Annotated in this window: 24 protein-coding genes and 4 pseudogenes; 16 read left to right on the forward strand and 12 right to left on the reverse strand. The window is 69.6% G+C overall.

The genetic code is table 11. The features are described 5' to 3' along the window. Positions 1-453 precede the first annotated feature (453 nt). Entirely contained in the window at positions 454-2,049 is a 1,596-nt protein-coding gene (locus ACX25U_RS40635) for a tyrosine-type recombinase/integrase (RefSeq protein ID WP_454387597.1), read from the reverse strand. A gap of 78 nt (positions 2,050-2,127) precedes the next feature. After that, a complete protein-coding gene (locus ACX25U_RS40640; protein WP_454387599.1) occupies positions 2,128-2,835 on the reverse strand; it encodes a hypothetical protein in 708 nt (235 codons plus the stop codon). On the opposite strand from ACX25U_RS40640, the gene ACX25U_RS40645 reads away from it, so the two are divergent. Continuing rightward, positions 2,834-4,086 (forward strand): IS3 family transposase gene (locus ACX25U_RS40645; protein WP_454387486.1). Its coding sequence is split into 2 segments (ribosomal slippage): positions 2,834-3,116 and positions 3,116-4,086, totalling 1,254 coding nucleotides; the frame shifts between segments, so codons are not numbered across the junction. The two genes, ACX25U_RS40640 and ACX25U_RS40645, sit on opposite strands and share 2 nt — an antisense overlap. 156 nt (positions 4,087-4,242) lie before the next feature. Here the strand turns inward: ACX25U_RS40645 and ACX25U_RS40650 are convergent. From ACX25U_RS40650 to ACX25U_RS40660, 3 genes are all read right to left on the reverse strand, one after another. Then, positions 4,243-5,418: a tyrosine-type recombinase/integrase gene (locus ACX25U_RS40650; protein ID WP_454387601.1), complete on the reverse strand. Its 1,176-nt coding sequence runs from the start codon at positions 5,416-5,418 to the stop codon at positions 4,243-4,245. 74 nt (positions 5,419-5,492) lie between these two features. Next, a complete protein-coding gene (locus ACX25U_RS40655) occupies positions 5,493-5,660 on the reverse strand; it encodes a hypothetical protein (RefSeq protein WP_454387603.1) in 168 nt (55 codons plus the stop codon). A 622-nt stretch (positions 5,661-6,282) separates the two neighbouring features. Then, complete coding sequence (locus ACX25U_RS40660) at positions 6,283-6,597, reverse strand: terminase gpP N-terminus-related DNA-binding protein (protein ID WP_454387605.1); 315 nt, start codon at positions 6,595-6,597, stop codon at positions 6,283-6,285. Between the two features lie 581 nt (positions 6,598-7,178). On the opposite strand from ACX25U_RS40660, the gene ACX25U_RS40665 reads away from it, so the two are divergent. After that, the gene (locus tag ACX25U_RS40665; RefSeq protein ID WP_454387607.1) at positions 7,179-8,456 is read left to right on the forward strand and encodes a vanadium-dependent haloperoxidase; all 1,278 of its coding nucleotides are present in this window, start codon (positions 7,179-7,181) and stop codon (positions 8,454-8,456) included. A 229-nt stretch (positions 8,457-8,685) separates the two neighbouring features. On the opposite strand, the gene ACX25U_RS40670 is transcribed toward ACX25U_RS40665, so the two are convergent. Together ACX25U_RS40670 and ACX25U_RS40675 are read right to left on the reverse strand one after the other, a co-directional pair. After that, positions 8,686-9,126, reverse strand: a complete 441-nt coding sequence (locus tag ACX25U_RS40670) for a transposase (RefSeq protein ID WP_454387609.1) — start codon at positions 9,124-9,126, stop codon at positions 8,686-8,688. 36 nt (positions 9,127-9,162) lie between these two features. Beyond that, positions 9,163-9,393: a transposase gene (locus tag ACX25U_RS40675; RefSeq protein ID WP_454387611.1), complete on the reverse strand. Its 231-nt coding sequence runs from the start codon at positions 9,391-9,393 to the stop codon at positions 9,163-9,165. A gap of 331 nt (positions 9,394-9,724) precedes the next feature. Between ACX25U_RS40675 and ACX25U_RS40680 the strand changes: the two genes are divergently transcribed. Beyond that, a complete protein-coding gene (locus ACX25U_RS40680; RefSeq protein WP_454387613.1) occupies positions 9,725-10,471 on the forward strand; it encodes a PP2C family protein-serine/threonine phosphatase in 747 nt (248 codons plus the stop codon). A gap of 155 nt (positions 10,472-10,626) precedes the next feature. Here the strand turns inward: ACX25U_RS40680 and ACX25U_RS40685 are convergent, their stop codons facing one another. Beyond that, the gene (locus ACX25U_RS40685; protein ID WP_454387615.1) at positions 10,627-11,766 is read right to left on the reverse strand and encodes a site-2 protease family protein; all 1,140 of its coding nucleotides are present in this window, start codon (positions 11,764-11,766) and stop codon (positions 10,627-10,629) included. Between the two features lie 137 nt (positions 11,767-11,903). Here ACX25U_RS40685 and polX point away from each other — a divergent pair, with 137 nt between their 5' ends. Next, positions 11,904-13,631 carry a DNA polymerase/3'-5' exonuclease PolX gene (gene polX, locus ACX25U_RS40690; protein WP_454387617.1) on the forward strand — a complete coding sequence of 576 codons (1,728 nt, stop codon included), beginning with the start codon at positions 11,904-11,906 and terminating at the stop codon, positions 13,629-13,631. Positions 13,632-13,662: 31 nt separating this feature from the next. On the opposite strand, the gene ACX25U_RS40695 is transcribed toward polX, so the two are convergent. Next, positions 13,663-13,998, reverse strand: coding sequence for an archease (locus tag ACX25U_RS40695; RefSeq protein ID WP_454387619.1), 336 nt, complete (start codon positions 13,996-13,998; stop codon positions 13,663-13,665). 549 nt (positions 13,999-14,547) lie between these two features. On the opposite strand from ACX25U_RS40695, the gene ACX25U_RS40700 reads away from it, so the two are divergent. The 3 genes and pseudogenes from ACX25U_RS40700 (at position 14,548) to ACX25U_RS40710 (ending at position 14,994) form a co-directional block, all read left to right on the forward strand. Continuing rightward, positions 14,548-14,757, forward strand: coding sequence for a CBS domain-containing protein (locus ACX25U_RS40700; protein ID WP_454394730.1), 210 nt, complete (start codon positions 14,548-14,550; stop codon positions 14,755-14,757). Next, positions 14,739-14,843 (forward strand): annotated as a pseudogene (locus tag ACX25U_RS40705) (hypothetical protein); the annotation flags it as partial. The gene ACX25U_RS40700 and the pseudogene ACX25U_RS40705, both read left to right, overlap by 19 nt. Before the next feature lie 19 nt (positions 14,844-14,862). Then, positions 14,863-14,994, forward strand: coding sequence for a hypothetical protein (locus ACX25U_RS40710; RefSeq protein ID WP_454394867.1), 132 nt, complete (start codon positions 14,863-14,865; stop codon positions 14,992-14,994). Between the two features lie 89 nt (positions 14,995-15,083). On the opposite strand, the gene ACX25U_RS40715 is transcribed toward ACX25U_RS40710, so the two are convergent. Further along, positions 15,084-16,199 carry a baeRF2 domain-containing protein gene (locus ACX25U_RS40715; RefSeq protein WP_454387620.1) on the reverse strand — a complete coding sequence of 372 codons (1,116 nt, stop codon included), beginning with the start codon at positions 16,197-16,199 and terminating at the stop codon, positions 15,084-15,086. A 304-nt stretch (positions 16,200-16,503) separates the two neighbouring features. Here ACX25U_RS40715 and ACX25U_RS40720 point away from each other — a divergent pair, with 304 nt between their 5' ends. Beyond that, positions 16,504-18,009: an AAA family ATPase gene (locus tag ACX25U_RS40720; protein ID WP_454387622.1), complete on the forward strand. Its 1,506-nt coding sequence runs from the start codon at positions 16,504-16,506 to the stop codon at positions 18,007-18,009. Between the two features lie 28 nt (positions 18,010-18,037). Here ACX25U_RS40720 and ACX25U_RS40725 read toward each other — a convergent pair whose 3' ends face one another. Further along, on the reverse strand, positions 18,038-19,351 hold the full coding sequence (locus tag ACX25U_RS40725) for an IS701 family transposase (RefSeq protein WP_454386051.1): 1,314 nt from the start codon (positions 19,349-19,351) through the stop codon (positions 18,038-18,040). Positions 19,352-19,851: 500 nt separating this feature from the next. Here ACX25U_RS40725 and ACX25U_RS40730 point away from each other — a divergent pair, with 500 nt between their 5' ends. The 5 genes and pseudogenes from ACX25U_RS40730 to ACX25U_RS40750 all read left to right on the forward strand — a co-directional run bounded on the left by ACX25U_RS40730 (position 19,852) and on the right by ACX25U_RS40750 (position 22,790). Further along, positions 19,852-20,517: a CBS domain-containing protein gene (locus ACX25U_RS40730; protein WP_454387624.1), complete on the forward strand. Its 666-nt coding sequence runs from the start codon at positions 19,852-19,854 to the stop codon at positions 20,515-20,517. 163 nt (positions 20,518-20,680) lie between these two features. Further along, complete coding sequence (locus ACX25U_RS40735) at positions 20,681-21,346, forward strand: lysophospholipid acyltransferase family protein (protein WP_454387626.1); 666 nt, start codon at positions 20,681-20,683, stop codon at positions 21,344-21,346. Between the two features lie 59 nt (positions 21,347-21,405). Then, on the forward strand, positions 21,406-21,891 hold the full coding sequence (locus ACX25U_RS40740) for a DUF6448 family protein (protein WP_454387628.1): 486 nt from the start codon (positions 21,406-21,408) through the stop codon (positions 21,889-21,891). 73 nt (positions 21,892-21,964) lie between these two features. Then, positions 21,965-22,092: pseudogene (locus ACX25U_RS40745) on the forward strand (regulator); the annotation flags it as partial. A 44-nt stretch (positions 22,093-22,136) separates the two neighbouring features. Next, positions 22,137-22,790: a CBS domain-containing protein gene (locus ACX25U_RS40750; RefSeq protein ID WP_454394732.1), complete on the forward strand. Its 654-nt coding sequence runs from the start codon at positions 22,137-22,139 to the stop codon at positions 22,788-22,790. Between the two features lie 526 nt (positions 22,791-23,316). Here the strand turns inward: ACX25U_RS40750 and ACX25U_RS40755 are convergent. Then, positions 23,317-24,194 (reverse strand): annotated as a pseudogene (locus ACX25U_RS40755) (GAF domain-containing sensor histidine kinase); the annotation flags it as partial. Here ACX25U_RS40755 and ACX25U_RS40760 point away from each other — a divergent pair. The 3 genes and pseudogenes from ACX25U_RS40760 to ACX25U_RS40770 form a co-directional block, all read left to right on the forward strand. Next, a pseudogene (locus tag ACX25U_RS40760) lies at positions 24,189-24,416 on the forward strand (putative PEP-binding protein); the annotation flags it as partial. The pseudogenes ACX25U_RS40755 and ACX25U_RS40760 sit on opposite strands and share 6 nt — an antisense overlap. Before the next feature lie 184 nt (positions 24,417-24,600). Beyond that, entirely contained in the window at positions 24,601-25,059 is a 459-nt protein-coding gene (locus ACX25U_RS40765) for a pyridoxamine 5'-phosphate oxidase family protein (protein WP_454387630.1), read from the forward strand. A 105-nt stretch (positions 25,060-25,164) separates the two neighbouring features. Continuing rightward, complete coding sequence (locus tag ACX25U_RS40770) at positions 25,165-25,737, forward strand: Rv1733c family protein (protein ID WP_454387632.1); 573 nt, start codon at positions 25,165-25,167, stop codon at positions 25,735-25,737. Positions 25,738-25,797 lie beyond the last annotated feature (60 nt).

Raw genomic sequence — 25,797 nt, forward strand, 5'->3', positions numbered from 1 at the left:
CACGACCCCCTTGCGGTTGCCGCGGCGCGGCGGGCAGATGTCGACGCCGACGCCGTATTCTCTGAACTTGCGCTTATGGGGCCGATGTTGAGGGTATGGTCCGGGCAGTCTCTGGATGTCGGCTCTGGCCGGAGATTCCATGCGCTCGTGCGCTTGGGATGCCCAGTTTGCGTCGCCATCCAGCACAGTTCCCTCTCGGGGGATGAGCCTGGAGGTTGACGCATGCCCGTGTGGCTGCTGCGCCCGTTTCTCGTTGTGTTGTTCCTGCTCCCTCTCCTGGCAGTCGTATTACTGTCCGCGCCTGCATGGTTGACGTGGCCTTTTCTTCCGTCTCGGCGCCAAAGGATCGTGTTGGAGTTCCTTGACGGCCTTGTCCGGTGGACTCGGGCAGCGATGCCTCGTGCAGGTCGCGAAGCCGCCGATCCCGGCCGAACTGCCATTCTCTGAACTCGATCAACACGGTGTCCATGAGTCGGTTGGTGGCTCTGCGGGTGCTTTGGCCGGGGCAGGAATGCCCAGGTCGACGACGGTGCGGTTGTCGCGGCGGCGGTCGATCTGGGCAAGTTTGTCTTCTGCCCCGGCGAGGCTGACCCGCAGTCCCTCGACCTCGCCGAGCCAGCCTTCGCGGTCGGCTTCGGCGATGCGGGCGATGAGGTTGTCGCGGATCTCGACCAGCCGGTCGCGCTGGGCGGGGTCGGGCCAGAGCATCGGGCAGCGGACGCAGGCGTGTTCGTGGATGCAGGGGGTGCTGAAGGAGCGGCCGCAGGTGCCGATGGAGACCTTGCGCCGTTCGAAGTGGCCGAGGAACTCGGTCCACTCCTCGTCGGTGGGGACGCGATATTCATCGGTTGGCCGCATAGCTCGTCGGCGGGCCAGGAAGGCCAGGTGGGCTTGGACGGCCTCGTCGGGATAGACCGCCTTGTAGCCGAGAGTGACGTTGATGTCCTGATGTCCGGCGATGACCTGAGCAATGTGCGGGGGCAGGCCGCCGAGGACCGCGTCAGTGATGAACAGCCGGCGGAAGTCGTGCGGCGTGAAGTGCAACGGGCCGCCGGTGACGGAGTCCGTCAGCCCGGTGTGCGCGAGCGCAGTGGTGAGCATCTTCCGGATGGCGCCCGAGCTGATCGCCCGGTTCTCGTAGCCGCGGTGTCGCTGAAACAGCAGTGGTGCAGGCGGCAGCCAGGTGCGCTCGTAGTGGTCGTAGGCAGGGACCAGGGGAACTCGGCCGTTCTTGTCGCGGACCCGGCGGATGATCGTGGAGAGGACCTCGGCGAGCTCGGGGCTGACGACCAGGAGCCGTTCCGTGTCGGTCTTCGACGGAACGATCTGCAGCAACGGGATGAGCTCGCCGGTGGTGGGCAGCCGGTATTGGATCAGGCTGTGGTGGGAGAGCTCGGTGAGTTCCTCGACCCGGATGCCGGTGGCCCGCAGAACCTCGACGATGGCGAAGGCCCAGAAGGCGTGGTCCTCCTCGCGTCCGAGATCGCGGCGGTGCCCGGTGACGGGGTCCTCGGCCAGCACTTTGGCCGCTGCCGACCGCCGCGGGGCGACGCGTACCAATGTCTGCCCGGCGGCGGTGAACGTCTCGCCCGGTGCCGCCTCCTGGGCGGCGGCCAGCACGGTGGCGGCGTCCTTGCGCCGCCGGTCGACACTGCGGACCAGGACCGGCAGTACTGGCAGACGCTCGCGGGTGCGGGCGTCCATCCGTGATTTGCGGCGCCGCTTGTCCTTCTTGCGGTTGATCTCCTCGCTGCCGATCGGGCAGGGGGCAACCCAGTCGGCCCAGCGCGCGGGATCTTCGACGGCCCAGTGCGCCAGGTCCAGGTAGAAGGCTCGCACCGGGGTGAGGCACTCGCGGTAGTTGATCCGAGGTGCTTCGGTGGTGACCCGGCGGCCGTCCGGGGTGCGGACGGTCTTGGTGGTGGTGCGAAGCCGCTGCTTCCAGGCATCGGCGACATCGCTCGGCAGGTGCAGGCTGTCGATGCCTGGGTGGTGCCGTTCCAGGTCGGACCAGAACAGCTTAGCCAGGTAGTAGGACAGCGCATCCAAGCTGTTGTAGTCCAGTGCCGGCTGGCGTTCTCGCAGGTAGTCGACGAGAAGGTCGCGGACGGGGCGGCAGGCAATGCCCTAGCGGTCGATCAGCTCCTCGGGCGTGCGCTGTCCGCCCGTACGTAGTTCGCGCAGCGTCGCCGGGGCCTGATCGTCGAAGACATCCAGGTCGTGCAGGACCCGATAGAACAGGTGGGTGGCTCCGACGGAGGTGCCGCGCAGATCGGCCTCGATGTCCAGCAGCTCCAGGACGTCGCCCGGGACGATGTCGGCGATGATGCCGCCCTTGGCGACGAGGATCTGGGCAGCGCGATATGCGGTGCGGGTCGCCGCGGCCGTGTTGACGCTCGGATCCGTAGCGCAGCGCTCTCGTAGCCGGGCGAAGCCGGTCGGGTCGCGGTGCTGGGCGAGCATGCCGACGAGCGCGCTGCTGCGGAGTGACGAGGTGATCAGCCAGGGCAGCGAGGGCCGGATGAGGTCGGCGCAAAGAGCGGGGTGCACCGCCCGGAAGAAAGACTCCTGGCGCCAGGGGACCTCGTGTCCGCGCTCACGCATCCAACGCAGTGGAATCTCCCGCCAGTTGGCGCCGTCGTCGTCGGCGCCGCTGGCCAGCCAACGCTCCTGCCAGGTCGCGCCGGACTGATCGGTCAGCCAGTCCAGCAGCAGACCAAGCCCGAACTTGCGACCGTTGTTGTCGCAGGCCGGGGCGAAAGGCTCGGTGGCCAGCCGGCCCCTGAACCGCCCCGGGTCAGGTGGAGGCTCGATTCCATGTAAGGATTGAGTCATGGCACGACCCTCCCGTTACCCGCTTGAGCTCCGCCGTCGTGCGGTGCGCATGGTCGCCGAAGTGCGCGGCGACTACCCGAACGAGACAGCGGCCCTGCAGGCGGTCGCGGACAAGCTCGGCATCGGCTCCCGCGAGACACTGCGGAACTGGCTGAAGCAGCATGAGGTCGACGCGGGGACGCGGCCGGGGACGACGACGGAGGAGTCCGCCCAGCTCAAGGCGCTCAAGAAGGAGAACGCCGAACTCAAGCGGGCCAACGAGATCCTGAAGGCCGCGGCGAGTTTCTTCGCGGCCGAGCTCGACCGGCCACACACGCGCTCGTAGCCTTCATCGACGAGCACCGGGACCGCTTCGGCGGCGTCGAGCCGATCTGCAGGACGCTCACCGCACACGACTGCAAGATCGCCCCTTCCACCTACTACGCCCACAAGAAACGCCTCGAAACCCCCTCCGCCCGTTCCCTGCGCGATGCGGAGCTCAAGGAGCGGATCCAGGAGGTCTACACGTCCAACTACCGCGTCTACGGCGCCCGGAAGATCTGGCGCGAGCTGAACCGGCAGGGACATGCGGTGGCCCGCTGCACCGTCGAGCGCCTGATGCGCGAGATGGGTGTCCAGGGCGCGGTGCGCGGCAAGCGCGTCATCACCACGATCCCCGGCGGGCAGGTCGAGCGGGCCCCCGACCTGGTCGACCGCGACTTCGTCGCCGTCGCTCCGAACCGGTGCTGGGTGGCGGACTTCACCCATGTGAAGACCTGGTCCGGAACCGTCTACGTCGCGTTCGTCGTGGACACCTTCTCCCGCCGGATCGTCGGCTGGTCGGCCGCCACCGTGAAGGAGACCGTCTTCGTCCTGGACGCCCTGGAGATGGCCGTCTGGCAACGCGACCGCGACCAACAGTCTGTTCAGCCAGGCGAGTTGATCCATCACTCGGACGCCGGGTCGCAATACACATCGTTCAAGCTCGCCGAGCACCTGGACGCCGCCGGCATCGCGGCGAGCATCGGATCCGTCGGTGACGCGTACGACAACGCCCTGATGGAGTCCACGATCGGCCTGTTCAAAACCGAGTTGATTAAGCCCCAGCGGCCCTGGAAGACGCTCTCCCAGGTGGAGTTGGCCACCGCCGAGTGGGTCGACTGGTACAACCACCGAAGACTCCACGGTGAGATAGGCCACGTTCCGCCCGTCGAATACGAAGCCAACTACTACACCGAACTCACGAAATCCCAGGTCATCACCACAATCTGAGATCTCTACCGAACCCGGGGCGGTTCACCCAGACCTCTTCGCGGCTCTGCCCGGTCGCTGGCCAGACGTCCTTCCGCGGCCGTGCCCGGACCAACTCCGTGACCGGCCGCGGCGGCTTCGCCGCCGGGGCCTGCGCGGTGTTCAGCGTCATGGTCATCAGAGGGCCGTCCCGAACAGCACGTCCAGGGACTCGGCCGAGTAGCCAGGGGCAGCGGCAGGCACGGTGCGTGCGGCAGCCTGTCTCTTCTGCTCGGCGTGATGGGCCAGCAGTCTCCGGATGACCTCTTCCTTGCGGGGAGTGAGATAGATCTGGGTGGTGGTCAACTGGGCATGGCCAAGGACGAATTGGACATCAGTGAGGGGGAGACAGGGGTCCTCTGCCATGCGGTAGGCGGCGGTGTGCCGCAGCGCATGCAGCGTCGCCGCGGTGCCGGCCTTGCTGTTGGCCCGCTCGAACATCCGGTGTGCCGCATGATAGGTCAGCGGCCGAGACGGGTTGCGCAACGTCCACCACAGAGGAACCCGTCGCCCCCTCGGGATCGCGTCCTCCAGCTCCAGCTGATAAAGCCGCAGCCAGACGAACGCATCCGTCGAGGCCGGAAGCTCCTGGACCTCACCGGTGCCCTTGCGGACCACGCTGATCAGCTGGCGGCCCGGGTCGACCCCGCCCTGCCAGGCGGACAGCAACTCGCTGGCCCGGGCGCCGGTGGAAACGTAGAAGGCGACCAGGGCCCGGTCACGGTGGGAGGGTAGCCGCGCAAAAATCTCGTTGAACTCCGCGTCCGGGACGCTGCGAGGAATCCGCTGCGGCAGCCTCGGCCGGTAGAGGCCGACGCGCTCGTTGCGCGGCGCATCCATCGGGTTGTGGTGAGCATGCGCTCGCCGCCCCCGACGCGAGCGGTCCATCGGAAATGGATTGAGGACCGGCCCGGTGCCGGCGTCGCGGTGGAAGTCGTAGAAGGTCCGCAGCACCGTCTCGCTGTGCGTACGGACCGAGGTCGCGTACGGCTTCCCGCCGGCAGCCCACTGGCCAGCCTGGTCCGGGCGCCGCCAGTGCCGACGGGACGGCTGCCCAGCGATCTGCAGCCAGCGGGAGAAATCCCTCGCCTCGATGCGCTCGGCGCGATCCCACGGCACCTCGACAGCCCAGAGGAACCGGAACCAGCGCAGCAGGTCCATCCCGTAGGAACGAGCCGTAGTCGCTGGCCGACCGGCCGCCTGCAGATCTCGCAAGAAGACAGCGACTGCCTCAACCGGAATCCCCTCCGGACCGACAAGCCGGTAGGGCTCCCACGGATCGTCCGTGGCCACCAGTTCGCCGACCAAAGACACAGACAGGATCGACAGGTCTCTCGATGACTCCACGGCCAGCCCAACGACGATTCCGGCAAAGGGTCACTGACCTGCTAAAACGCCCCAACTAGTTCAGTCAACGGGTAGTACTTCGCGACACCGGCGAATGCCGCGGTGATCTGCCCGCTGGAGGCGTAACAGACCGTCGACATGCGGTCGAACCGCCACCGCCGTGCCGTCCCGCCCAGCTTGCGCAGCACGGCATCCAGGGCCTGGACCAAGTGCGGGAAGTCCTCGCACTCCGCCAGCTGAGCCCGCCAACGTCCTGAATGAGACAGAGCCCCGACCAACAAATGCGCGTGCTCTCCAACACCCCATTCATCCGGTGGTGTTGGCAGCTCCAGCCAGTCGAACTGGATCTCCTCGCCCGGCGGGTGGGCGATCACGGCCGTGTCGCGGCCCTTCGCCCCGTGACACGGCTCGCAATGTGGACGCACCTCATACCCGCGTTCGACGTAATTCGTCTCGCCTGGAGGCGCGAAGTACCAGCTGACCTGCTGACTCTCCACTTGCGGCCCGAATCGCCCGTTTCTCTAGGCATAGAGAAACGGGCAGGTCAGCGGCCTGGCCGATCGGGCCAACGGGCCAACAATGGGACGAAGAACGGTGGAGACAAACCCCTCTAAAGCGGGGCAAGTTGGCGACCGCAGGGCGAGGTCCGTGCTCGACGCCCTATCGTCGATCGCGGGACGGCTTGGCGACGGCATTCGGCCAGGTCCTCGGAGACCGCACCGGAGAGCCTCGCCACCTGCGGAAACGCGAGCGCCTAGAGAAACGACCTGGGGCAGCCGAGAAGGTGAAGCCGCAGGCCAGCGGGCATGCCGTTGCTCCAGAGGCTCCGAATTACGTCGAACCCCGGTCATACCGGCGCAGAGCCCGGGTGAACGTCGAGTATGCACCCTCATAGCCGAGTTCCCGCACCTCGTCGAACAGCGTGGTCGCCCACAGATGCGGATCATCGGCAAGCCGTCGCCGGCAGTACTCCACAAACGGCGCGAACGCATCCGGCGGCTGCCGCCGCTGCCCAGGAGTGATCTCCCCGTTCAGATAGGCGCGAATGGTCTTGCGGTCACGGCCCAGATGCCGGGCGATCGCCGAGATCGTCCACCCCTGCCGACGCAGAGCGTGAGCGTTCACGTCCTCCTCCAGCGTGAGCATCCGGGCCCCCGAACAGGCCGACCTTCAAGCGCACGCAGGCTGTCCACGACACACCAGGACCAAGACGACACGCCGACCAACATCACGTGAAGAGACCGAACAACGTCACAGTCCCTGGCCGGTGTTACGGCAGCTCGGCGTGCGCTACCGCCGTATGCGACCCGGGCCTATGACCACGATGCCGGAGTTGCGGCGTAGGTCGGGTCCCTGCAGGCTGTATCTGGCAAGCGACCTTGATGACGTGAAGAGGTGATCGGGTTGTAGGTCCATGCGCGCCCGGTCAGCCCTCCGAAACGTTGGTGTGGGTGACGCGTGCCGCCTCATGAGCTGGTATCCCGGTGAGTCCAGTGGTGATTCTTCAACGACCGGCCCAGCACAGGCATCAGTTGGACGGGAACCGGCTTCGCAATCCCCGTCCCACTCCGGAGCGGATGTCCGGAGTGCTTCTTTGTGGCACGCGCTGCGGGCTCCCCGCTTGATCCGTGGTGTGTGCTGACCGTGTGGTCCGCCGTGGCCCAAATGGGCGACGTGTACGACCACGGTCGCCACAGCCTGCCACCAGCGGCAAGGAGCCACAGAACATGGGTGGAAAGCAGAAGACACTCGCCATACTGACCGGAACCGCGCTGGCAGCCGGACTCACCAGCCCCGCCTTCGGATCCAGCGCCGCTCACTCGCCGGCCCTGCCCACCGCAGCCACGGGGTCGGGGACGTCGGTCGTGGAATGGAACCGCGAGCTCATCACCATCCTCAGCGATCCGAAGGCGCAGCCGGCCACCGTCCACCCCACGCGCAGCTTCGCGCTCCTCCAGGCTGCCGAGTACGACGCGGTGGTATCGATCACCCGGGCCGGCCCCGCCTACATGTTCTCGGTGTCGGCGCCGCGAGGCGCTCGTGCGGATGCCGCAGCGGACCAGGCAGCTCACGATGTGCTGGTCGCCCTGTACCCGGCCAAGCGCGCAGGCGTGGACCAGCGGCTGAGCAGCCAGTTGTCCGCGATTCCCAACGGCCCGGACAAGCAGGCGGGCATGGCTGTGGGAGCCGCGGTCGCCCGCCGACTGATCAGCCTGCGGTCCCACGACGGGTCCTCAGTGAAGCCGCCACGGTTCCGCCCCGGCGACAAGGCCGGTGACTACCGGCCGACCCCGCCCGACTTCCCGACACCGGTGTTCACCAACTGGGGCTCGGTCAAGCCGTTCGTGCTGGCCAGCGGACACCAATTCCGCCCGGCAGCGCCGCCGGCCGTGAGCAGCGCCGCGTACGCCACCGCCTTGAACGAGGTCAAGAGCCTGGGGAGCAAGACCAGTACCACCCGCACCCCCGATCAGACCGGGGCTGCGACGTTCTGGGCGGCGGCGCCCGTCTGGAACGTCTGGAACGAGATCGCGCAGAACCTTGTCACCTCCCAGAACGCGAGCCTGGAGAAGGCGGTGAAGGTCTTCGCCCGGCTCGACCTGTCCCTCGCCGACACCGCGATCGCGATGTACGACACCAAGTACGCCTACCGCGTATGGCGGCCCGTGACCGCCATCCGGCTTGGCGGTACGCACTACAACCCGCGCATCGTCGGCGATCCCAACTGGACCCCCCTGCTGACGACCGCCCCGGATCCGTCCTACCCCGGCGCTCACGGCGCCCTCAGCCAGGCGGCGGCAACGACGCTCGCCGGGTTCTACGGTGCGCGGCATCATCTCGCGGTGACGTCGAAAGGCATCACCCGAACCTTCGCAAGCTTCCAGGACGCCGCCACCGAAGCATGGCTCAGCCGGATCTGGTCCGGCCAGCACACCTCCCTCGACAACCGCGCAGGCCAGCAACTCGGCACGCACGTGGCCGACTTCGTGGCAGGTCATCTCTGACCGTCCGCACCGGGCGACATTCATGCGCAACATGGCGACGTGCCAGCCCTGGCCCTTACGAAGCCTGGTTATGACCGATGGCGTGCTCAACTACTCTCGACCTGGGCCCTTCACGGGCCCGGAAATGGGGGAGGACGGTATGGAGCCATCGGAACTCCGTCGCGCAGTTGAGGCAGAACGGCCCGACGACGAGCAGCTCGCCCGCATCACCGAGACACCCGCGGATGCCTCAGCCTGCCAGGCGGCTGCCGAACAAAACCCCACCGCCAACGCCCGGACATTCTCCCAGATCAACAAGGGCGACAGGTGCTGTCTCGTCACCAGTGAAGTTCCCCCCGGGTGCTGGACAGCGGGTGTTTACGCTGCGGGGGTGAGGTCCGTCCCGGGCGGCGTTGCGGTCCCCCGTCGAGGCGGGAGTGACCAGGACCGCCAGGATCAGGCCGAGGGTATCCACCACGATGTGCCGCTTACGGCCCTTGATTTTCTTCCCACCGTCATAGCCGCTGGTCGCGGCGGTGACCGTCGACGTGCCCTTCGCGGACTGCGAGTCGATCACCCCCGCCGTCGGCTCCGCATCCCGGCCTTCCGCTTCCCGGGTCGCGGCGCGGAGCCGGTCGTGGAACTCGCCGATCAGCCCCTGCTTGCGCCAGCGGGTGAAGAACCGGTGCACCGCCTTCCACGGAGGGCAGTCCGCAGGCAGAGCAGGCTACTTCACGCCGTTGTCCACCACATACCGGATCGCGTCGAGTATGTCGCGGTGGCAGTATTCCTCCGGCCGGCCGCCCCGGTCCTCACCCCATGCCGGCACCGGAATCATGCCGCGAACCGTGGTCCACTCCGCGTCCGTCATGTCGGTCGGACGGCAGTGCCCGCCGGACGGATTGTCCGCGGCGTTTCCGTACTGGTGGGCGAAGCAGTCGCACACCCGCGTGTCCAAAATGGACTCTTCCCCAGCAGACCGATACAACTGCGGCAACAGGGCCTCCCGGTGAGCAGTGGCGTCGACACCCTCTGTGCTACCGAGAGGCTCTGCCTTCATGCCCCTGCGCGGCCGCAATCACCTGAACAGCGCACCCGTACGGAACCCCCAGCCCCACACTCGGTTTCGAGAAGCCCTCTCACCGCAGCCGAGATGCACTGCCCAGTGGGCCACTTGAGAATGGTCACGGTACGGTCCGGCCCCGAATGCGCTGCCTGGCGCCCGCCCCAAGGCAGGCTGTCACGAGTCAGGCACCCATCGGCCCGGTAGGGGAAGGCGGTGGCGTCCGATGACGTACGTCGCGGTGAGTGCGCTCAGCCATCCGGGTCTGATCCGCGAGCGGAACGAGGACGGCCTGGTCGTCGGGCCGTGGGCCCTGTGCTCCACCGTCACCGAGAACCCGCAGACGCTGGTGTTCCCGCTCGGTACGCCGCTCGTCGTCGCGGTCGCCGACGGGCTCGGCGGCCGGCCCGGCGGCGAGGTGGCCGGTGCCCCGGTCGTCCACCGGCTCGCCACGACCGGGCCTCGTCCGACCGATGAGGACGAGGCCCGCGCGGCACTGCACGCCTGCAACCGCGCGGTGTACGCGGCCGCACGCGGCGACGGTGACGGACAGGCCACGATGGGCACGACCGTCGCGGGCGCCGTCGTCCTGCCCCGGTCGCTGCCGGCGTTCAACGTGGGCGTCGGCCGGGTCTTCGCGGCACCCCGGGACGGACTGCTCCAGGTCAGCGTGGACGACAACCCACCGCCCGAACCCGGGCGGCGCACCACCTCCCTCGTGACCCAGTCCCTCGACGGCACGGCGGGATACCGCGCCATCACCCCCCATGTGACGGCCGCTCCCCTCTCCCCCGGCGACAGGTACCTGATCTGCACCGACGGTTTGACCGACCCGCTGCCGAACGATGTCCTCGACGGCCTGCTGCGGGAGTACGACGACGGACGGGCCGCCTTCGAACTGTGGAAGGCCGCCGTCGAGGCCGGCGGACCCGGCAGCATCACGCTCGCCCTGGTACGCATTACGGACCAATGAGCCCCCTGCTCTCCAGCGCCTCACCGACGTGCTCAATCCGGTCGCCCGGACCATGCCGGGCAATCCGCCAGGCCCGTGCTTGTCAGGAAATGTGGCGACCAGATCCAAGCGGGACCCTGCCCCGCCCTGGCCCGCCCGGCGGTGCCGTGCCACGGTCACGGACCACTGCGCCGCCCGGCGGTGTTCATCAGCCAGGTCACCGTACGGCTCACGTCGGAGAGGGAGACGATCCCGACGAGCCTGCCCTGATCCACGACCAGGACCCGGTGCTCGGCGCCCGGCTCCATGCGTGGCAGCAGATCCGCCAGCGGGGTGTCCGGCCCGGCCACGGTGGTCTGCGACAGCGGCACCATCACCTCCCTCATGGCCACGGCACGGGCTTCGGCCTGCGGCATCCGTCTGGCGCTGTCGAGGGTCACCAGTCCGATGGGGGCCCCGTCCTCGGTCACCGGGAACGCCGAATGCCGGTAGCGGTAGCTCGGATCGGTGAGGAAGCCCGCGACCGTGGTGTCCACGGGGACCGTGAGCGGTTCGGGTGTCATGGCGTCCCGCACCGGGACGCCGGCGAGCACACTGCGCAGCTGGGCCTGCCGTCCCTCGGCGGTGGCGGCCGCGATGAGGAACCAGCCGATCAGCGCCAGCCACAGACCGCCGAACGCGCCGCTCCGCATGAACACGATCAGCCCGAGCACCACGAGCAGCCACCCGAAGACCCGCCCCGCCGCGGTCGCGCCGGCCGTCGCCCGCAGCCGGTCTCCCGTGCGCCACCACAGGAACGCGCGCAGCAGCCTGCCGCCGTCGAGCGGGGCGGCGGGCAGCGCGTTGAAGAGCGCGAGCAGCACATTGATGCCCGCCAGCCAGGACATCATCTCCACCACGACCCCGGACACGGAGGCCGCGTCGAGCAGCCAGGCACCGAGTGCGAAGAGCCCGCCCAGCAGGAGGCTGACGAGGGGGCCGACACCGGCGATCCTCAGCTCCGCGCCGGGACTGGACGCCTCGGACTTGAGCCGGGCCGCCCCGCCCAGCAGCCACAGCACGATGTCGTCCACCTCGACCCCGTTGCGCCGGGCCACGACGGCGTGCGCCAGCTCATGCGCGAGCAGGGAGGCGAAGAAGACCACGGCGGTGCAGAGGCCGGCCGCCCAGTACACCGCCCAGCCGAGCCCCGGATGTGCCTGCGGAAGGCGGCCCTGCGCCAGACCGAACGCGATGATCGCGAAGATGAACAGGACGCTCCAGTGCACGCCGACCCGGACCCCCGCGATCCGCCCCAGAACGAACGTCGCCCGCACCGATCTCTCCTCTTGCTCAAACCGTCACCCGCTCCAGTACACCCTCGGGCCCACGGCTTCGCGCGCCGGAGAGACCGGAGAGCGGCCCGCGGTGCGACCGCCTGGCTGCCGGACAGGTCCGTTCCTAGACTTGAGAGGTGGTCCGGCCCAACGAGGAGGTCGAGGCGCTCCTGCACGAGTACGCCGACCTCATCGCCATCACCGGAGGCGACGCGTTCAAGGCCCGCGCCTACGAGAAGGCCGCCCGCGCGATCGGCGGCTGTCCCGCCGACGTCTCCCACCTGGACGCCGCGGCCCTGAGGGAGATCCCGGGCGTGGGCAGGTCGATCGCCGAGAAGGTCGTCGAGTACTTCCGCACCGGCCGGGTCACGGCGGTCGAGGAGACCCGGGCCCAGATCCCCGCAGGGGTGCGGCAGCTCATCACCGTCCCCACGCTCGGCCCCAGAAAAGCGCTGGCACTCTACGAGAGCCTGCACATCTCCTCGGTGGACGAGCTGGCCGACGCCATCAGGGCACAGAAGCTGCGTGGTCTGAAGGGCTTCGGGCAGAAGACCGAGGCGAACATCCTGCACGGCATCGCCCTCATGCAGCAGGCAGGGGAGCGCATCCCGCTGAGCACCGCCACCGAGGCCGCCGAGGACATCGTCGCCGAACTCTCCCGGATCACCGGCTGCAAGCACTGCGCCTACGCCGGATCGCTGCGCCGCATGAAGGAGACCGTCGGCGACATCGACATTCTCGTCGCCGCCGGCCGGTCGGCCCCCTTCATGGACGCCCTCACCGAACTGCCCTCCACCGCCGAGGTCGTCGCCCACGGCGAGAAGAAGACCTCGGTCCGCACCGTCAAAGGCGTCCAGGTCGACCTGCGCGTGGTGCGACCGGACTCGTGGGGCGCCGGCCTGCAGTACTTCACCGGCTCGAAGGCGCACAACATCCGCACCCGCACGATCGCCGCCCACCTGGGCCTGAAGCTCTCCGAGTACGGCCTGTCCGCGGCCGAGGGCGGAAAACGGGTCGCCTCCCGCTCCGAGGACGAGGTGTACGCCCGGCTCGGCCTGCCCTGGATCCCGCCCACGCTGCGCGAGGACAGAGGAGAGATCGAAGCCGGCCTGCGCGGCGAACTGCCCGAGGTGGTGACCGAGCGGGACGTCCGCGGTGACCTGCACACCCACACCGACCTCACCGACGGCCTCGCCCCGCTGGAGGAGATGGTGGCGGCGGCCGCCGGGCGGGGCTACGCGTACTACGCGGTCACCGACCACGCACCGAACCTGCGCATGCAGCGCATGACCGACGAGAAGATCCTCACCCAGCGCGAGCAGGTGCGGTCACTGGACGGCAGGTACCACGGGATGCGGTTGCTGCACGGCACCGAGCTCAACATCGACCCCGACGGGGAGGTCGACTGGCCCGACGGCTTCCTCGCCGGTTTCGACATCTGCGTGGCCTCGGTGCACTCCCACTTCACCCTCGGCCGCACGGCGATGACCCGGCGGCTCGTGCGCGCCTGCGAGAACCCCCACATCAACGTCATCGGACACCCCACCACCCGACTGATCGGCAAACGGCCGGGCATCGACGCCGACCTCGACGAGGTCTTCGCCGCCTGCGCCCGCACCGGCACGGCCCTGGAGATCAACGCCCAGCCCGACCGCCTCGACCTGGGCGACGAGGACATCCTCCGGGCCAGGGGGCACGGGGTGAAGTTCGCCGTCGACACCGACGCCCACGCGATCCTCCAGCTCGCCCACCTCCGCTACGGAATCGGCACGGCACAACGCGGATGGCTCACCCCGGACGACGTGATCAACACGTGGCCCCTGCGCCGACTGCGCCGGTTCCTGCGCAAGGGCCGGGCGGACTGAGGCGTGGGGCGCCCCGGCAGCCGATGTGGGATCACACGTCGAGCGTCACCGAGCACGTCCAGCCCTCCGGCCCTCGAGTGAAGACGAGTTCGTGCAGCGTGACCGCCTTCGGCGCGGCCCCCGTCACCGGAAGCGACCCGGCATCAGCCATCCGCAGGCCGCACCGCAAGCCGCCGGTGACCGGGGTCGGTTCCACACCGACCGGCACCTCGCCCTCGGTGTCGAGCCAGTACACGACCTCTTCCAGCAAGGCGACCAGCACGTCCTCGTCCCTGTCCGCCCGTATCACGACGTCCCGTCGGCGGACACCGGCTGCTGCCGTCAGGGCCACGAACGACTCGCAGACAGCCCGCACCGCCTGCGCCATGCACTCCTCGCGCGTTGGGGGCCCATGCCTCCACCCGCAGGTCCACGGTGTGCGGAACGCTGCGATGCCCGGCGCTCAGCGCGGAACTCTCCGGTTCCATCGCATCCCCGTTCTCCTTTCATGGGTTTGCAGGAACGGTTTGTGCCTCCGTCGTCGTCCTGCGGGTAAGGGCACGCGCGTCGGCCTGGCCGGGTTGTCCCAGGTGCACGGTGGTGCGGTCGGCGCGAGAACGGATAGCTGGTTCAGGGCGTCACAGGGCCCGAAGATGTCCGTGTCCCGCGAACGCCGGTCCGTTCGATGACCGCAGGTGAACTGGCCCGGGGAAGCCGTCCATGGCAACGGCGGACACGGACACCGAACATGTACCGGAGACGAGGAGCGCGGCCGATTCGTCGAGGCCGTCAGCAGGCCCACCAACTCCTTCCCTCCCCGGAACCTGTGGACGTCCGTCAGTGACGACGCAGGCTGCAACGGGACGCTGCGGACGGCCTGCATCGACCCGACCCGCTTCAGGAGGCAGGGACTCCAACCGTGCAGATCCAGTACATGATGAACACGCTGCCGGCCAGTGTGCCCCGCACGACTTCCCTCGAGGAGGCGGCGCAGCATATGGCCCGTGCCGGCGTCGGGGCCCTGCCCGTGGTCGACGACGACCGGGGGCCGGCATCGTCACCGACCGCGATCTGGTCGTACGGGCGATGGCGCACGGGCTGTCACCACAGGCCAAAGTGGAAACGGTCATGTTCCACGCCCCGGTGACCGTGGATGCCGAGACAGCCGTCGCGGTCGCCCTTCTCGTCATGCGGTCGGTTCAGGGGCGTCATCTTCCGGTGGTGTCCGAGGGCCGCCTGGTCGGCACGGGGCATGAGCTCCTTCGACGACCTGTTCTGGCAGCTGGCACAGCAACTTTCAGGCCCGGCGGCCGTGGTCGACGTCGCCAGGAAGATCCCCGACCTTCTCCACGGCGCCCAGCAGGCTCCCCTGCCGCATGGCTGACCGATCGCGGCTTTGCAAGGGTCGGAGGCTCGGCAATTCCGGGCCGCGGACGGAGCGCGCCGTCGCAACTCCGGCCGGGCGACGGGGGCTCACGCGGGCGCCCCCGGGTCGGTGTGGTCGGTGTATCGCAGTAGCACGCCGACCCCGTCCTCCAGTGGCAGTTCCTCCCGTTCCACGACCACCAGCTCCGCGCCGGTGCGGACCAGGGCGCGGATGAGGGCCGCGCCGGGCGGTTCCTCCTGGAAGCCGAGTACGCCGAAGGACTCGAGGTCGGCGCCTGACAGGGCGATCTGGGTGGGTTCCGAGCCGGCCCACAGCCGCACGGGCGGATCGACGGGCGTGTTGAGCAGCAGTCCGCTTGCCTGGGCACGCTGCAATGCCGCCACGACCGCCACCATGCCCTCGCCCGCGCCGGTGTGCCGAGCTCGCCGTGCCCGGAACGTCTCCACCTGAGCCTGGTCCCGGGCGCGCATCCGGCCCCGGAAGACCTCGCTCAGCTCCTGCTCCAGCAGCGCTCGGCCTTCACCGTCACCAGCCACGTGCCCGTTTCCCGCGACGGTGACGACGCGCTCACGCAACGGCTCGGGCAGGCGGTTGACCAGCACGTTGCGCGCCCAGACCTCCCCGCCCAGCACGATCGCCTCGGCGCCGCCGCGGTGGGCCAGCTCCGCCAGTTCACCGGCGATCTCGGTGGCGGCATACGGCCACTCCGCCGCAGGACCGCTCCGATGGTGACACCTTCCAGGGGTGACCGCGCTGCTCGGCCACCTCCCCGTCTGGAAGTCCACCTGCAGTTCCTCCGGCTCGCCGGCCTCCGGGTGCGTCACGCGGTGCACGGTGGCGGCCGCATACGGGATGTCCGGCGCGTGCTGGACCGCGAGCGGCATCACGTCGGGCAGGGCGCCGAACCGGGCCGCGTCGTGCGCCGGCGGGTCGGGCAACTCCTCCACCAGGGCCAGACGGCCGTGGCTCGCGAAGATGGCCTGCCCGTGCCGCCCGGCAATCTCCTGGTCCGTGCCCGCCACGCCGGCGACAGCGGCCACGGTGGCGTCGTCGGCCCCTTTCCGGGCCAGGTGCTCACGCAGATGCCGGCGCCGCAGATTGATCGCCGCCTCCGGGTCGGGGATGTCACGTGAGGTGTCCAGGTAGGCACAGGCATAGGGTCCCGGCTGGGCGTACACGGGGTCGAGGAAGGTCAGCTCCACGATCGCTCCTCATCACGGTGGCCTGTTCACGCCGTCCCCGAACCGGTCCTCCTCCGCTCCCGGCCACCGCGTGCGGCAGCCCTCCCACCACCTCCGCTCTTTCAGTAGACCTCCCGGCCACTGGCTTTGCGCGCTGGGCAGTGCACCGCCCACTCACGGGGATCAGGGCATGCGCACCCGGATCCGCGGGGAAGATCTGCGGGTTGAGCTGACGGCGGAACGCGGCAACCGTCGAGTGCGTGTCCGCGCATGTCGCGGCGTCCGGCATTCGAGGTTGTACTGGTGGCAGGAGCGCTGCCGAGCGATGGGAGCAACTGTGTCGCCGTCCGACGATTCCCGCCCCGCGAAGCCGGAGACGGTCTTCGACCGCGACGCCGAGTGGGACGCGCTCGTCGCGTTCACCTGTGACGCGCGGCCCGGTGCCGGACTCGGTGTCGTGTCGGGACGGCTGCGGCAGGGAAAGACGTACCTCCTGAAGGCACTCACCGCCACCCTGGGCGGCTTCTGTTTCGGGGTGCAGCAGGCGGCCCGGGCCGAGTCTCTGCGCCGCCTCGGCGACGAGCTCGCCCGGTACACGGGCGCAGCGCCGTCCAGTCACCTGTCTCGCTGGGAGGACGCCGTCGACGCGCTGCTCGCGCTGGGTGACCGGGGGCGGCCCGTGCCGGTCGTCCTCGACGAGTTCCCCGACCTGGTACGGCAGAGCCCCGAACTCCCCTCCGTCATCCACAGCGCTTACCGGCGTCTGCGCGAGACGGGGCGGGACAACCGTATCCGCCTGCTGCTCAGCGGCAGTTCCCTGCCCGTAATGCACCGGCTGTTCGGCGCGGCCGCACCATTGCACGGACTGGCCGATCTGGAACTCACCCTCCGTCCGCTGGACTTCCGGCAGGCCGCGCGGTTCTGGGGCGTCGACGACCCCCGCCTCGCCCTGCTGGTCCACGCCGTCGTGGGCGGAACCCCCGCCTACCGGCACTACGTCGCAGACGACACCCCCAGCGGGCCGGACGACTTCGACGCCTGGGTGTGCAGAACCGTCCTCAACCCCCGAACTCCCCTGTTCCTGGAGTCACATCACCTGCTGCAGGAGGAAACCGACCACTGGGACCGCGCGCTGTGCCACTCCGCGCTCGCCGCCATCGCCACGGGCTTCCGGACCCAGGGCGAGATCGCAGAGTGTCTCGGCACGCCGCTCACCGACGCCTCACACTGTCTGGCGCTTCTGCAGGCGAACGGCCTGCTGTACGGCGAACCCGATGCCTTCCGCCCGAACCTGGTCCGGCTGCGTATCGCAGAGCCACTGCTCGCCTTCGAACACGCAGCCGTCTGGCCCCACCGCTCGGCGCTGGAACAGCAGGACGCCGTCGAGGTCTGGCGACGCGCACGTCCCGTCTTCGGCTCCACGGTGGCCGGCCCCCACTTCGCACAGATCTGCCGGGCCTGGGTCATGGACTACGCCGACCATGCCGTCTTCGGCGCACACCCCGCGACGGCGGCCCACGGCTCACTCCCCGATCCGGAGCAACGTGCCGGTCCGGACGCGGAAGCCGACGTAGTCGTACGCGGCCGGGCGGACGCCCGTTCCGGGCCTCTGCTGTCGGTGGGGTTGGCGCGCTGGGACGACATCATGGACCTGCACCACCTGGAACACATCCGTCGCCTCCTCACGCTGCTCGCCGCCAGCGGCGAGGACGTCACCCACACCCGCCCCGCCTGCTACAGCGGCGTCGGCTTCACTCCCGCGCTCCGTGCGGCCGAAGCCGACGGACAGGTGATGCTCGTCGACCTCGACCGGCTGTACCAGGGCGATTAGCGGTGGTCCGTTGTGATCGGGTCGGCGGTTACGGCGGTAGGTAGAGGTTGATGCCGCAGCCGCCGGCCAGGCCGGCGGTGAGCTGGTCGATCTCGTGTGGGACGCGGGCGAGGGCTCCGGATCGGATGATCCGGAGCAGGTCGTGGAACGGGACGAGCCAGGACCGGATCCGGCGCAGCCGCTGTGGCCAGGTGTCAGGTCGTGGTCCGTCCGGATCGGCGCCGGACGGCTGGACAGGCCCTCGGGACTTGTCGTTGTCGTTGCACCAGCAGAACGTGAACGCCAGCTTCACCAGGGTCCAGTGGCGCTGGATGGCCTCTGCGGAACGCACTTGGAAGTCGGCCCAGCCCAGTTCGCGTTTCACCTGCTTGTATTCCTGTTCGACCCAGTTGCGCAGGCTGTAGAGCCGCAGGACCTCCGCCGGGGTGGCCGGCGGATACGATCCGCGCCGAGGGCGGCGGGGCAGGTTCGTGGCCAGATAGCGGGTGCTTGTCCTGGGCAGGGTCTTCGGATCGACGGTGGCCACGATCATGCGCCGGGCACGGTCGGGGCCATAGGGGCCGCAGACGACGTCGGCGGCCCACCACTCCTCGGTGCGTCCGTCGCGCAGGTGCCGGGTGATCCGGTGCCAGCGGCCGGGCCTGGAGGGCGAACTGAACGGCACTTCGGCCGCTGCCCGGGCCGGGGTGAGCGGTGGACCGTCGTCGCGGTGGATCTGCGTGGTGGGACTGAAGGCCACGACGAAGGGCACTGCGGTGTGGTCCAGGTTGTCGACCACGACCGGGCCGCGGCTGGGTCCGTAGTCCGCGTCGGCGACCACCGCGCGAAAGCGGATCCCGGCGTCCCGTGCCCGGTGGACCAGCTCCGTGGCGATCCGGCTCTTGGTCCGAAACCCCGGGTCCTTCTTCCCGCCCGGCAGCCGCGCGGCCGGCTGGTAGGGCACGGTGTGCACCGGCCAGTACACCTTCTCATCGGCCCAGCAGGTGGTGACCGCCACGATCCCCTCCTCGACCTTGCCGCGCGAGCCGATGTACTGCCGGGCCACGTACTCGGTGGCATGCCCGGACTTCCGGTCCCCCGAATCGTCGATCACCAGCACCCCGTCACCATGTGCAGCCGTTCTCGGGTCCGCCATCAGCAGCTCGATCCGGCGGTCGTTGATCGCCTCGTGATCCCAGTGCGACTCCGACAGGAACCACTGCAGCCGCTGCTCCTCGCGGTGCTTGGAGCCGACCCCGGGCTCGGTCTCCGCCAGCGCCGTCAAGGTCTTGTTCCGCTCGCTCGGACGCAGCAGACCGGCCGTGTAGTCCCTGATGGCAGCCCGTTGAGCACGCGAAACCAACAACGGATCGAACAAGGCCAGGTACCCCTCCAACGGACCCGGCGCCGCAGCCACCGAAAGCCGATCGGTAACCATGATTCCCTCACCTGCCGCAGCGAACTCCTCTTCCCATCACACTGCGGCAAGCGCCCGATCACAACGGACCACCGTTAGTCCGGCAGCAACAGTGAAGACGCGCAGTGCCCGGCGGTGATCCGGTTCAGCCGGGGATTCCGTTCGACGTCCCGCACCTCGCAGCTTCCCGGTGCTCCCGGTGGACCTGTGCCAGGCCGTCGGCGAAGGGCTGTCGAACGCCGGATCGCCGAACGGAGTCGCCCGTTCCTGGCCTGGAAGCCGAGCGCCAGGCGTCTGCCTCGGCAAGGCGTTCGCGGCCGGTGACCGTGCCGCCCGCTCAGGCAGGCGAGCAGGGGTGGTCGGACGCGTCGGCAGTGCGGGCGCTCTCCAAGGGGCGGACAGTGGAGAGAGGACCTTGCCGCGAGCGTCCGAGGAGGGAGCGGGACATGCTGCATCGCCTGGTCGGAGACCTCATGACCTCGGCCGTCGTGAGTGTGCGGTGGGAGACGGGCTTCAAGGACATCGCCGAGCACCTCGCGGAGCACGACATCACCGCGGTACCCGTCGTCGACGACCAGGGCCGCCCGGTCGGCGTGGTGTCGGAGGCGGACCTGCTACGGAAGCAGGAGAGCCAGGCGGATCCGGGCGGACATCTGGCCGCCGGGCACCTGCAGCCCGCGGAACGCGCCAAGGCCCACGCGCTGACCGCCGAGGGACTGATGACCAGCCCGGCCATCACGGCCCGACCCCAGTGGTCGGTCGTGGAGGCAGCCCGTGTCATGGCCCGCCACCACGTCAAACGGCTGCCCGTCGTCGACGACGCCGGCCGACTGGTGGGCATCGTCAGCCGTAGCGACCTGCTGCGCGTCTTCCTGCGGCGCGACCTCACGATCGCCGAGGAAATCACGACGGACGTCCTGACCCGCACCCTCGGCCTGGCTCCCGGCGCGGTCACCGTTCAGGTCACCGACGGCCGGGTGACGCTCGGCGGCACCGTGCCCCAGGAGAGCCTCATCCCCATCGCGGTACGCCTGTCCGAGAGCGTCGACGGTGTCGTCGACGTCACGAATCACCTCCGCCCCGACACCACAGCCGGTACACCACGGCGGTGACCCGCCTCCGTGCCGAGTACGAGGTCCGCCACGCGCCGGGGGGCCAGCCGGGGCCCGGGGCATCCACCGGAGCAGTGCGTGGCGTCATGAGGTGATCACCGAAGCGCTCGCCGCCGCGACAACAAGGGCCACTGCTGGTGGTCGCCGCATTGAGGGTGGTGTCGTGCTCAGTCGCCTCGCAGGCATCGTGGTGCCCGTATTCGGCCGTCTGAAAGTCACCACGGAAACCGGTGCCGCACCGCCTGCGGGCAGCATCATCATCGCCAACCACACCTCCCTCAGCGATCCTGCGATCGTGCTCGCCGCGCTGCACCGCCTCGGCACCGAACCCACCGTCCTGGCGGCTGCGGGGCTGTGGCGCATCCCCGTGCTCGGCCGCGTCCTGACCTGGGAGGGGCACATCCCGGTTCACCGTCACGACCCGCGGGCCGCACAAGCACTGCAGGACGCCCAAGCCGCACTGGCCGCGGGCCGGTCCCTCCTGCTCTACCCGGAGGGCGGGCTCCCGCACCGCAAGGGCACCCGCGAAGCCCCGCCCCGGCCCTTCCATCCGGGCCTCTTCCACCTCGCGCACGCCACCGGCGCCCAGGTCGTGCCCCTTGGCCAGGCCGGGGCCCGTGCACTGGCATCGGGCAGACCCGCCGAACAGGTGGCCAGGCTACTCACCGCTCCGCTGCACCACCCGAGGCTGTACGTGCACGTCGGTGCACCGCCGCGCCTCGGCAGCGAACAGGCCCAGGCCCTCGCCGTGGCCCGCAGCGTGCTGACCCGGGCCTGGTACACCGCTGCCCGACGACTCGGCAAGCCGCTGAGGCTGGTCGGGTCCTGAAGCCTGGACAACCGGTGTCAGCCGATGATGGAGGTAAGCCGCGAAAGAGGTGATCGGCGATGCCACCGCACTGTGATTCTCTCGACGGTCCCGTCGTCACGGCCGCGCGCAAAGCCCTGGAAGGAAGGGATGTCGGCCAGATCCTGCCCTGTGTGCCCGAAGCAGGAGAGCCAGAAGTCCGCGAGGCGTTCAGCCTCACCACCAAGGCGCGGACTCTCGGCCGGGAGGCACAGGAAGTGGCCGACCGCTGGTTCTTCGAGACGGTCGTCCGCGTACACCGCTCCGGGGAAGGCGCTCCCTTCACGGGGCTCAAGCCGGCCGGGCTCAACGTCGGACCGGTGATACCGGCTGCCGAGCGTTCCCTCGACGCCGGCTCCGCGGACGAACTGACCGGGATACTTTGCGGGATCGTCCGTGAACAGGTGGAAGAGCGCCACGGCCGCGCCACGGCGCTCAAGAAGCATGCCGCGGGCCACTGCCGGCGCTTCCCGACCATGCCCAGGAAGCCACCTTCGTCGGCAACCACGCGGAACGGGAGTTTATAGCGCTCAGCCTGGCGACGGGCCAGATCCCGCACCCCAGGCCACTCGGTTTGTCCCAGGTCACAGTGCATGGCCCGCGGAGGGCGCCGAGTTCGGCAGGGCCATAGCGGTGTGGGTGGGACGTGTGGTCGCGCAGCGGCTGCATGCCTCGCGCATCCGGTTGCTCGACCTTACGCCCCCTTCGGCAGCGGAGGCCTGGCGTGACCGCACAGGTGCTTGGCCCAGCCGAGGAATTCGAGGAGGAGAACATGCACAGCAGCCCGCACCGGGTTGGTGACGTGATGACGCGCGCCGTCGTAGCGGTGGGCCGCAAGGCTCTGTTCAAGGACATCGTCGAGCGCATGGAGCAGTGGAAGGTCAGTGCCCTTCCGGTGCTGGAGGGCGACGGCCGGGTGATCGGGGTGGTCTCCGAGGCCGACCTACTGCCCAAGGAGGAATTCCGGGACAGCGCCCCGGACCGGTTCACCCAGCTGCGCCGGCTGACCGACCTCGCCAAGGCCGGGGCGGTCTCCGCCGAGGAGCTGATGAGCACGCCGGCCGTCACCGTCCACACGGACGCCACGCTCGCCGAGGCGGCACGCATCATGGCTCTGCGGCACGTCAAACGGCTGCCTGTGGTGAACACCGAGGGTGTGCTCGAAGGCGTGGTCAGCCGGGGCGATCTGCTGAAGGTGTTCCTGCGCCCGGACAACGAACTCGCCGACGAGATCCGCCGTGACATCGTCGACGTCCTCTTCCCGGCCCCGATCGAGCCCGTGCACATCATGGTGACCGGCGGCGTCGCGACCCTGACCGGACGCGTCGGGGAGTCCGCTCGGATTCCGCTGGCCACGCGCCTGGTCCGGGGTGTCGAAGGGGTCGTGGGCGTGGACTGTCATCTCACCTCCGCCGACGCCGAATGACCTGCTTCTTCCGCATCCGATTCGCTTGATTCTCTTGGCCATTGGGCCGGGTCTTCGACTCGGCCTCAGGGCTGGGCCTCGACGGTTGGGCTGGGCCGGCTGCGGCCGTTGGGGACGGAGTCGGCGGCGGTGGTCGCCCCCTGTCCCCGTTCAGGTTCCGCCACTCGGGGCCGATCTGCTTCCACTCCTCACCCCATTCGGCCAGGCGCCGCCGCAAAAGCCGCATACGGATCGGCCGGCCTCCGGCGCAGACCGTCGCGCCGGCCAGCAGAGCGACAAGGGCGCCGGCCAGAGCTGCCTGCAGCGTCGTCTCGGTCCCGCTGGGTGGTGGGGAGACGATCCGGCCGGTACGGTCCTGGCCGTCCTCCAGGGGACTGGGTGCCGTTCTACGACACCTACAGGCTGCGCCGACGAGCCGTCCCGGAGCATGGGTCGAGTGGCCCGTCCCAGGGGCCCTTCGCCCGGCCCGTCGATGCCTTGAGCTCCCTCGCCCCGACCCGGGCCCGCTCCCGGAGTGTTCCCCCGCCTACGTGACGGGGAGGGGCGCCCGCCAGCGCAGCGTGGCACCACCCCCGTCGGAGCTGCTGGACACGTCGAGGTGCCCGCCCAGTTGTTCCGCCCGCTCGGCCATGTTGCGCAGCCCGCTGCGCCGACCGTCGGACGGGATGCCCACACCGTTGTCCGAGACCGCCAAGGACACCTCGTGGCCGTCGGTCGTCAGCACGACTTGTGCCCGGTCGGCGTGGGCGTGGCGTGCGGTGTTGGTGAGTGCCTCGGAGAGGACGGCCACGATGTGGTCGGCGATCTCGCGCGGCACATCGGTGTCGACCAGGCCTTCCATGCGCACGCTGGGCGCGAATCCCAGCACCGGGGTTTCCTCGCCCACCACGCGCACGACCCGGGCCCGCAGCCCGCCACCGACGCCGCCCGTGCGGGCCCGCAGCCCGAAGATGGCCGACCTGATGATCTTGATGGTCTCGTCGAGGTCGTCCACGGCCCTCAGCACGCGTTCGGCGGCCTCCGGATGTTCGATGAAGCGGCCCGCGCTCTGCAGGGTCATGCCAGTGGCGAAGAGCCGCTGGATGGCCAGATCGTGCAGGTCCCGGGCGATCCGGTCACGGTCTTGCAGCACGGCGATCTGCTCGGCGTCCTTGCGGCGCTCGGCCAGTTCCATCGCGATCGCGGCCTGCGCGGCGAAGCCCCGCAGCATCTCGGTCTCCTTGCCCGAGAACGCCGGCGGCCCGCCTCACGGGCCACCAGCACCACGCCTCGGACGCCGCCTTCCCCGGTGCCGATGGGGACGGCCACGGCAGGGCCCAGCCCCTCAAAGCGCGGCGGCTCGGGAGAGATCCGCTCGTCCTGCTCCACGTCGTCGCTGGCGACCGGGGCGGCAGCGGAGAAGGCGTGGGCCGGCTGGTCGGGATCGCGGTCGAGGAGGGGCGTGCCGCCCGTCCGGATCTGCAGACGGGTGTCTGCGGCGAGCACGGCGGCGACCCGAAGTCGATCCACTTCTTCCATACCGCCGGACTGGACTACGTCTCGTGCTCGCCGTTCCGGGTCCCGGTGGCCCGTCTCGAGGCCGGCCGGGCGGCGCTGACCGGCACGGAGGCAAGTGACAGCAGGTGAGAGGGACGTCCGGCCCCTCCATCGGATCCGAATGGCACTGGAGAGCAGGCACGTCATGGAAGACAGTGAGAACAAGAGCGGCACCGGTCCCCCGCGGTGTCGCTCCGCCCGCATCGCACCCCGGCGTCCACGGACCAATCGGGGCCGGTGGGAGGGCAGCTGCGCACTGCCGAAGAAGCAGGCCATGACCCGCAATCACGACCCGGCGCACCGGCGCATCGACCTCGACCATGCCGAGGCGCTGCGGTTGCTGGGCAGCATGTCGCTGGGACGGATCGTCTTCACCCGGCAGGCCCTGCCCACCGTCCGCCTGGTCGACCACGTCCTGGACAACGGGGACATCGTCATCCGCACCCACGAGGGTGCGGCCCTGACGTCTCACGCCGAGGAAGCCGACGGCGCGGGCGTCGTCGTCGCCTACGAAGCCGACGTCATCGACCCTGACACCCACCTCGGCTGGAGCGTGGTCGTCACGGGATACGCCCACCTGGTGACCAGCCCGGCCCAACTGGCCCGCATCCAGGAATTGTTGCAACCCTGGGCACCCATGGATGGCATGGACCAGGCGGTGCGCATCCGTCCCGAGCTGGTCGCAGGTGTCCTCCTCACGAAGTCGAGCGGGGCGGCGACGGCACCCGGCTGACGGCTGCCGTGCACGGCGCCTGTCGGTGAGGCCCGTCGGCCCCTGTGGGCGCAGCCCCGCCGGAGTCAGGATCGAAGGAGTCACCATGACGAGGAAGTGTCCGTTATGAGCAGCACAAAGCGGCTGTGGCGGTGGCGGAGCAATCCGCTGCGGCGGCACGAGGACATCGTCGAGGCCTGGATCGTCCTGGCTGTCTGGGTGATCGTGGTGGTTGCCGGCGCCGTCGCCGGACTGGTGACGGCCCGCAGCGCCGAGCACGAGTTCGCGGAGCAGCGCGCCCACGGGCGTCCCGTCCGAGCGGTCCTGCTCGCCGACGCACCACACGGCATCACCGCGGACTGGTCGACGGACGGCCGTGTCCAGGGCTCGGTGCGCTGGACGGCTCCCGACGGCACCTCCCGTACCGGGCAGACGCTGGTGGACGGAGGCCTGAAGGCCGGAGCCCGGATGATGGTCTGGCAGGACGGCCAGGGTCGGCTCACGCTCTCGCAGCCGACTGGCCGGGCCGAAGGGTACGTCGAGGCCGCCCTCTTCGGCGCCGCTGCCGCCCTCGCCGTTGCCGCTCCGGTCTTCGGCGCGGGCGCCGTCGCACGAGCGCGGCTCGACCGGCGCCGCATGGCCCACTGGGACCAGGAGTGGGATCTGGTGGGACCGCAGTGGGGCCCGAAGACGGGCTGATTCGTGGCAACGAGAGCCGTACCTCTCGTACTCGCCGAGCGGGCCCGACGGTCCTCGACA

The organism is Streptomyces sp. JNUCC 63 (assembly GCF_054366325.1).

Excerpts from the sequence above, each read along its gene's own strand:
- ACX25U_RS40640 (WP_454387599.1), bottom strand. The coding sequence starts at position 2,835 with ATGACTCAATCCTTACATGGAATCGAGCCTCCACCTGACCCGGGGCGG.
- ACX25U_RS40660 (WP_454387605.1), bottom strand. The coding sequence starts at position 6,597 with ATGCTCACGCTGGAGGAGGACGTGAACGCTCACGCTCTGCGTCGGCAG.
- ACX25U_RS40665 (WP_454387607.1), top strand. The coding sequence starts at position 7,179 with ATGGGTGGAAAGCAGAAGACACTCGCCATACTGACCGGAACCGCGCTG.
- ACX25U_RS40680 (WP_454387613.1), top strand. The coding sequence starts at position 9,725 with ATGACGTACGTCGCGGTGAGTGCGCTCAGCCATCCGGGTCTGATCCGC.
- ACX25U_RS40695 (WP_454387619.1), bottom strand. The coding sequence starts at position 13,998 with ATGGCGCAGGCGGTGCGGGCTGTCTGCGAGTCGTTCGTGGCCCTGACG.
- ACX25U_RS40700 (WP_454394730.1), top strand. The coding sequence starts at position 14,548 with ATGAACACGCTGCCGGCCAGTGTGCCCCGCACGACTTCCCTCGAGGAG.
- ACX25U_RS40710 (WP_454394867.1), top strand. The coding sequence starts at position 14,863 with ATGAGCTCCTTCGACGACCTGTTCTGGCAGCTGGCACAGCAACTTTCA.
- ACX25U_RS40720 (WP_454387622.1), top strand. The coding sequence starts at position 16,504 with ATGGGAGCAACTGTGTCGCCGTCCGACGATTCCCGCCCCGCGAAGCCG.
- ACX25U_RS40730 (WP_454387624.1), top strand. The coding sequence starts at position 19,852 with ATGCTGCATCGCCTGGTCGGAGACCTCATGACCTCGGCCGTCGTGAGT.
- ACX25U_RS40740 (WP_454387628.1), top strand. The coding sequence starts at position 21,406 with ATGCCACCGCACTGTGATTCTCTCGACGGTCCCGTCGTCACGGCCGCG.
- ACX25U_RS40750 (WP_454394732.1), top strand. The coding sequence starts at position 22,137 with ATGCACAGCAGCCCGCACCGGGTTGGTGACGTGATGACGCGCGCCGTC.
- ACX25U_RS40765 (WP_454387630.1), top strand. The coding sequence starts at position 24,601 with ATGACCCGCAATCACGACCCGGCGCACCGGCGCATCGACCTCGACCAT.
- ACX25U_RS40770 (WP_454387632.1), top strand. The coding sequence starts at position 25,165 with ATGAGCAGCACAAAGCGGCTGTGGCGGTGGCGGAGCAATCCGCTGCGG.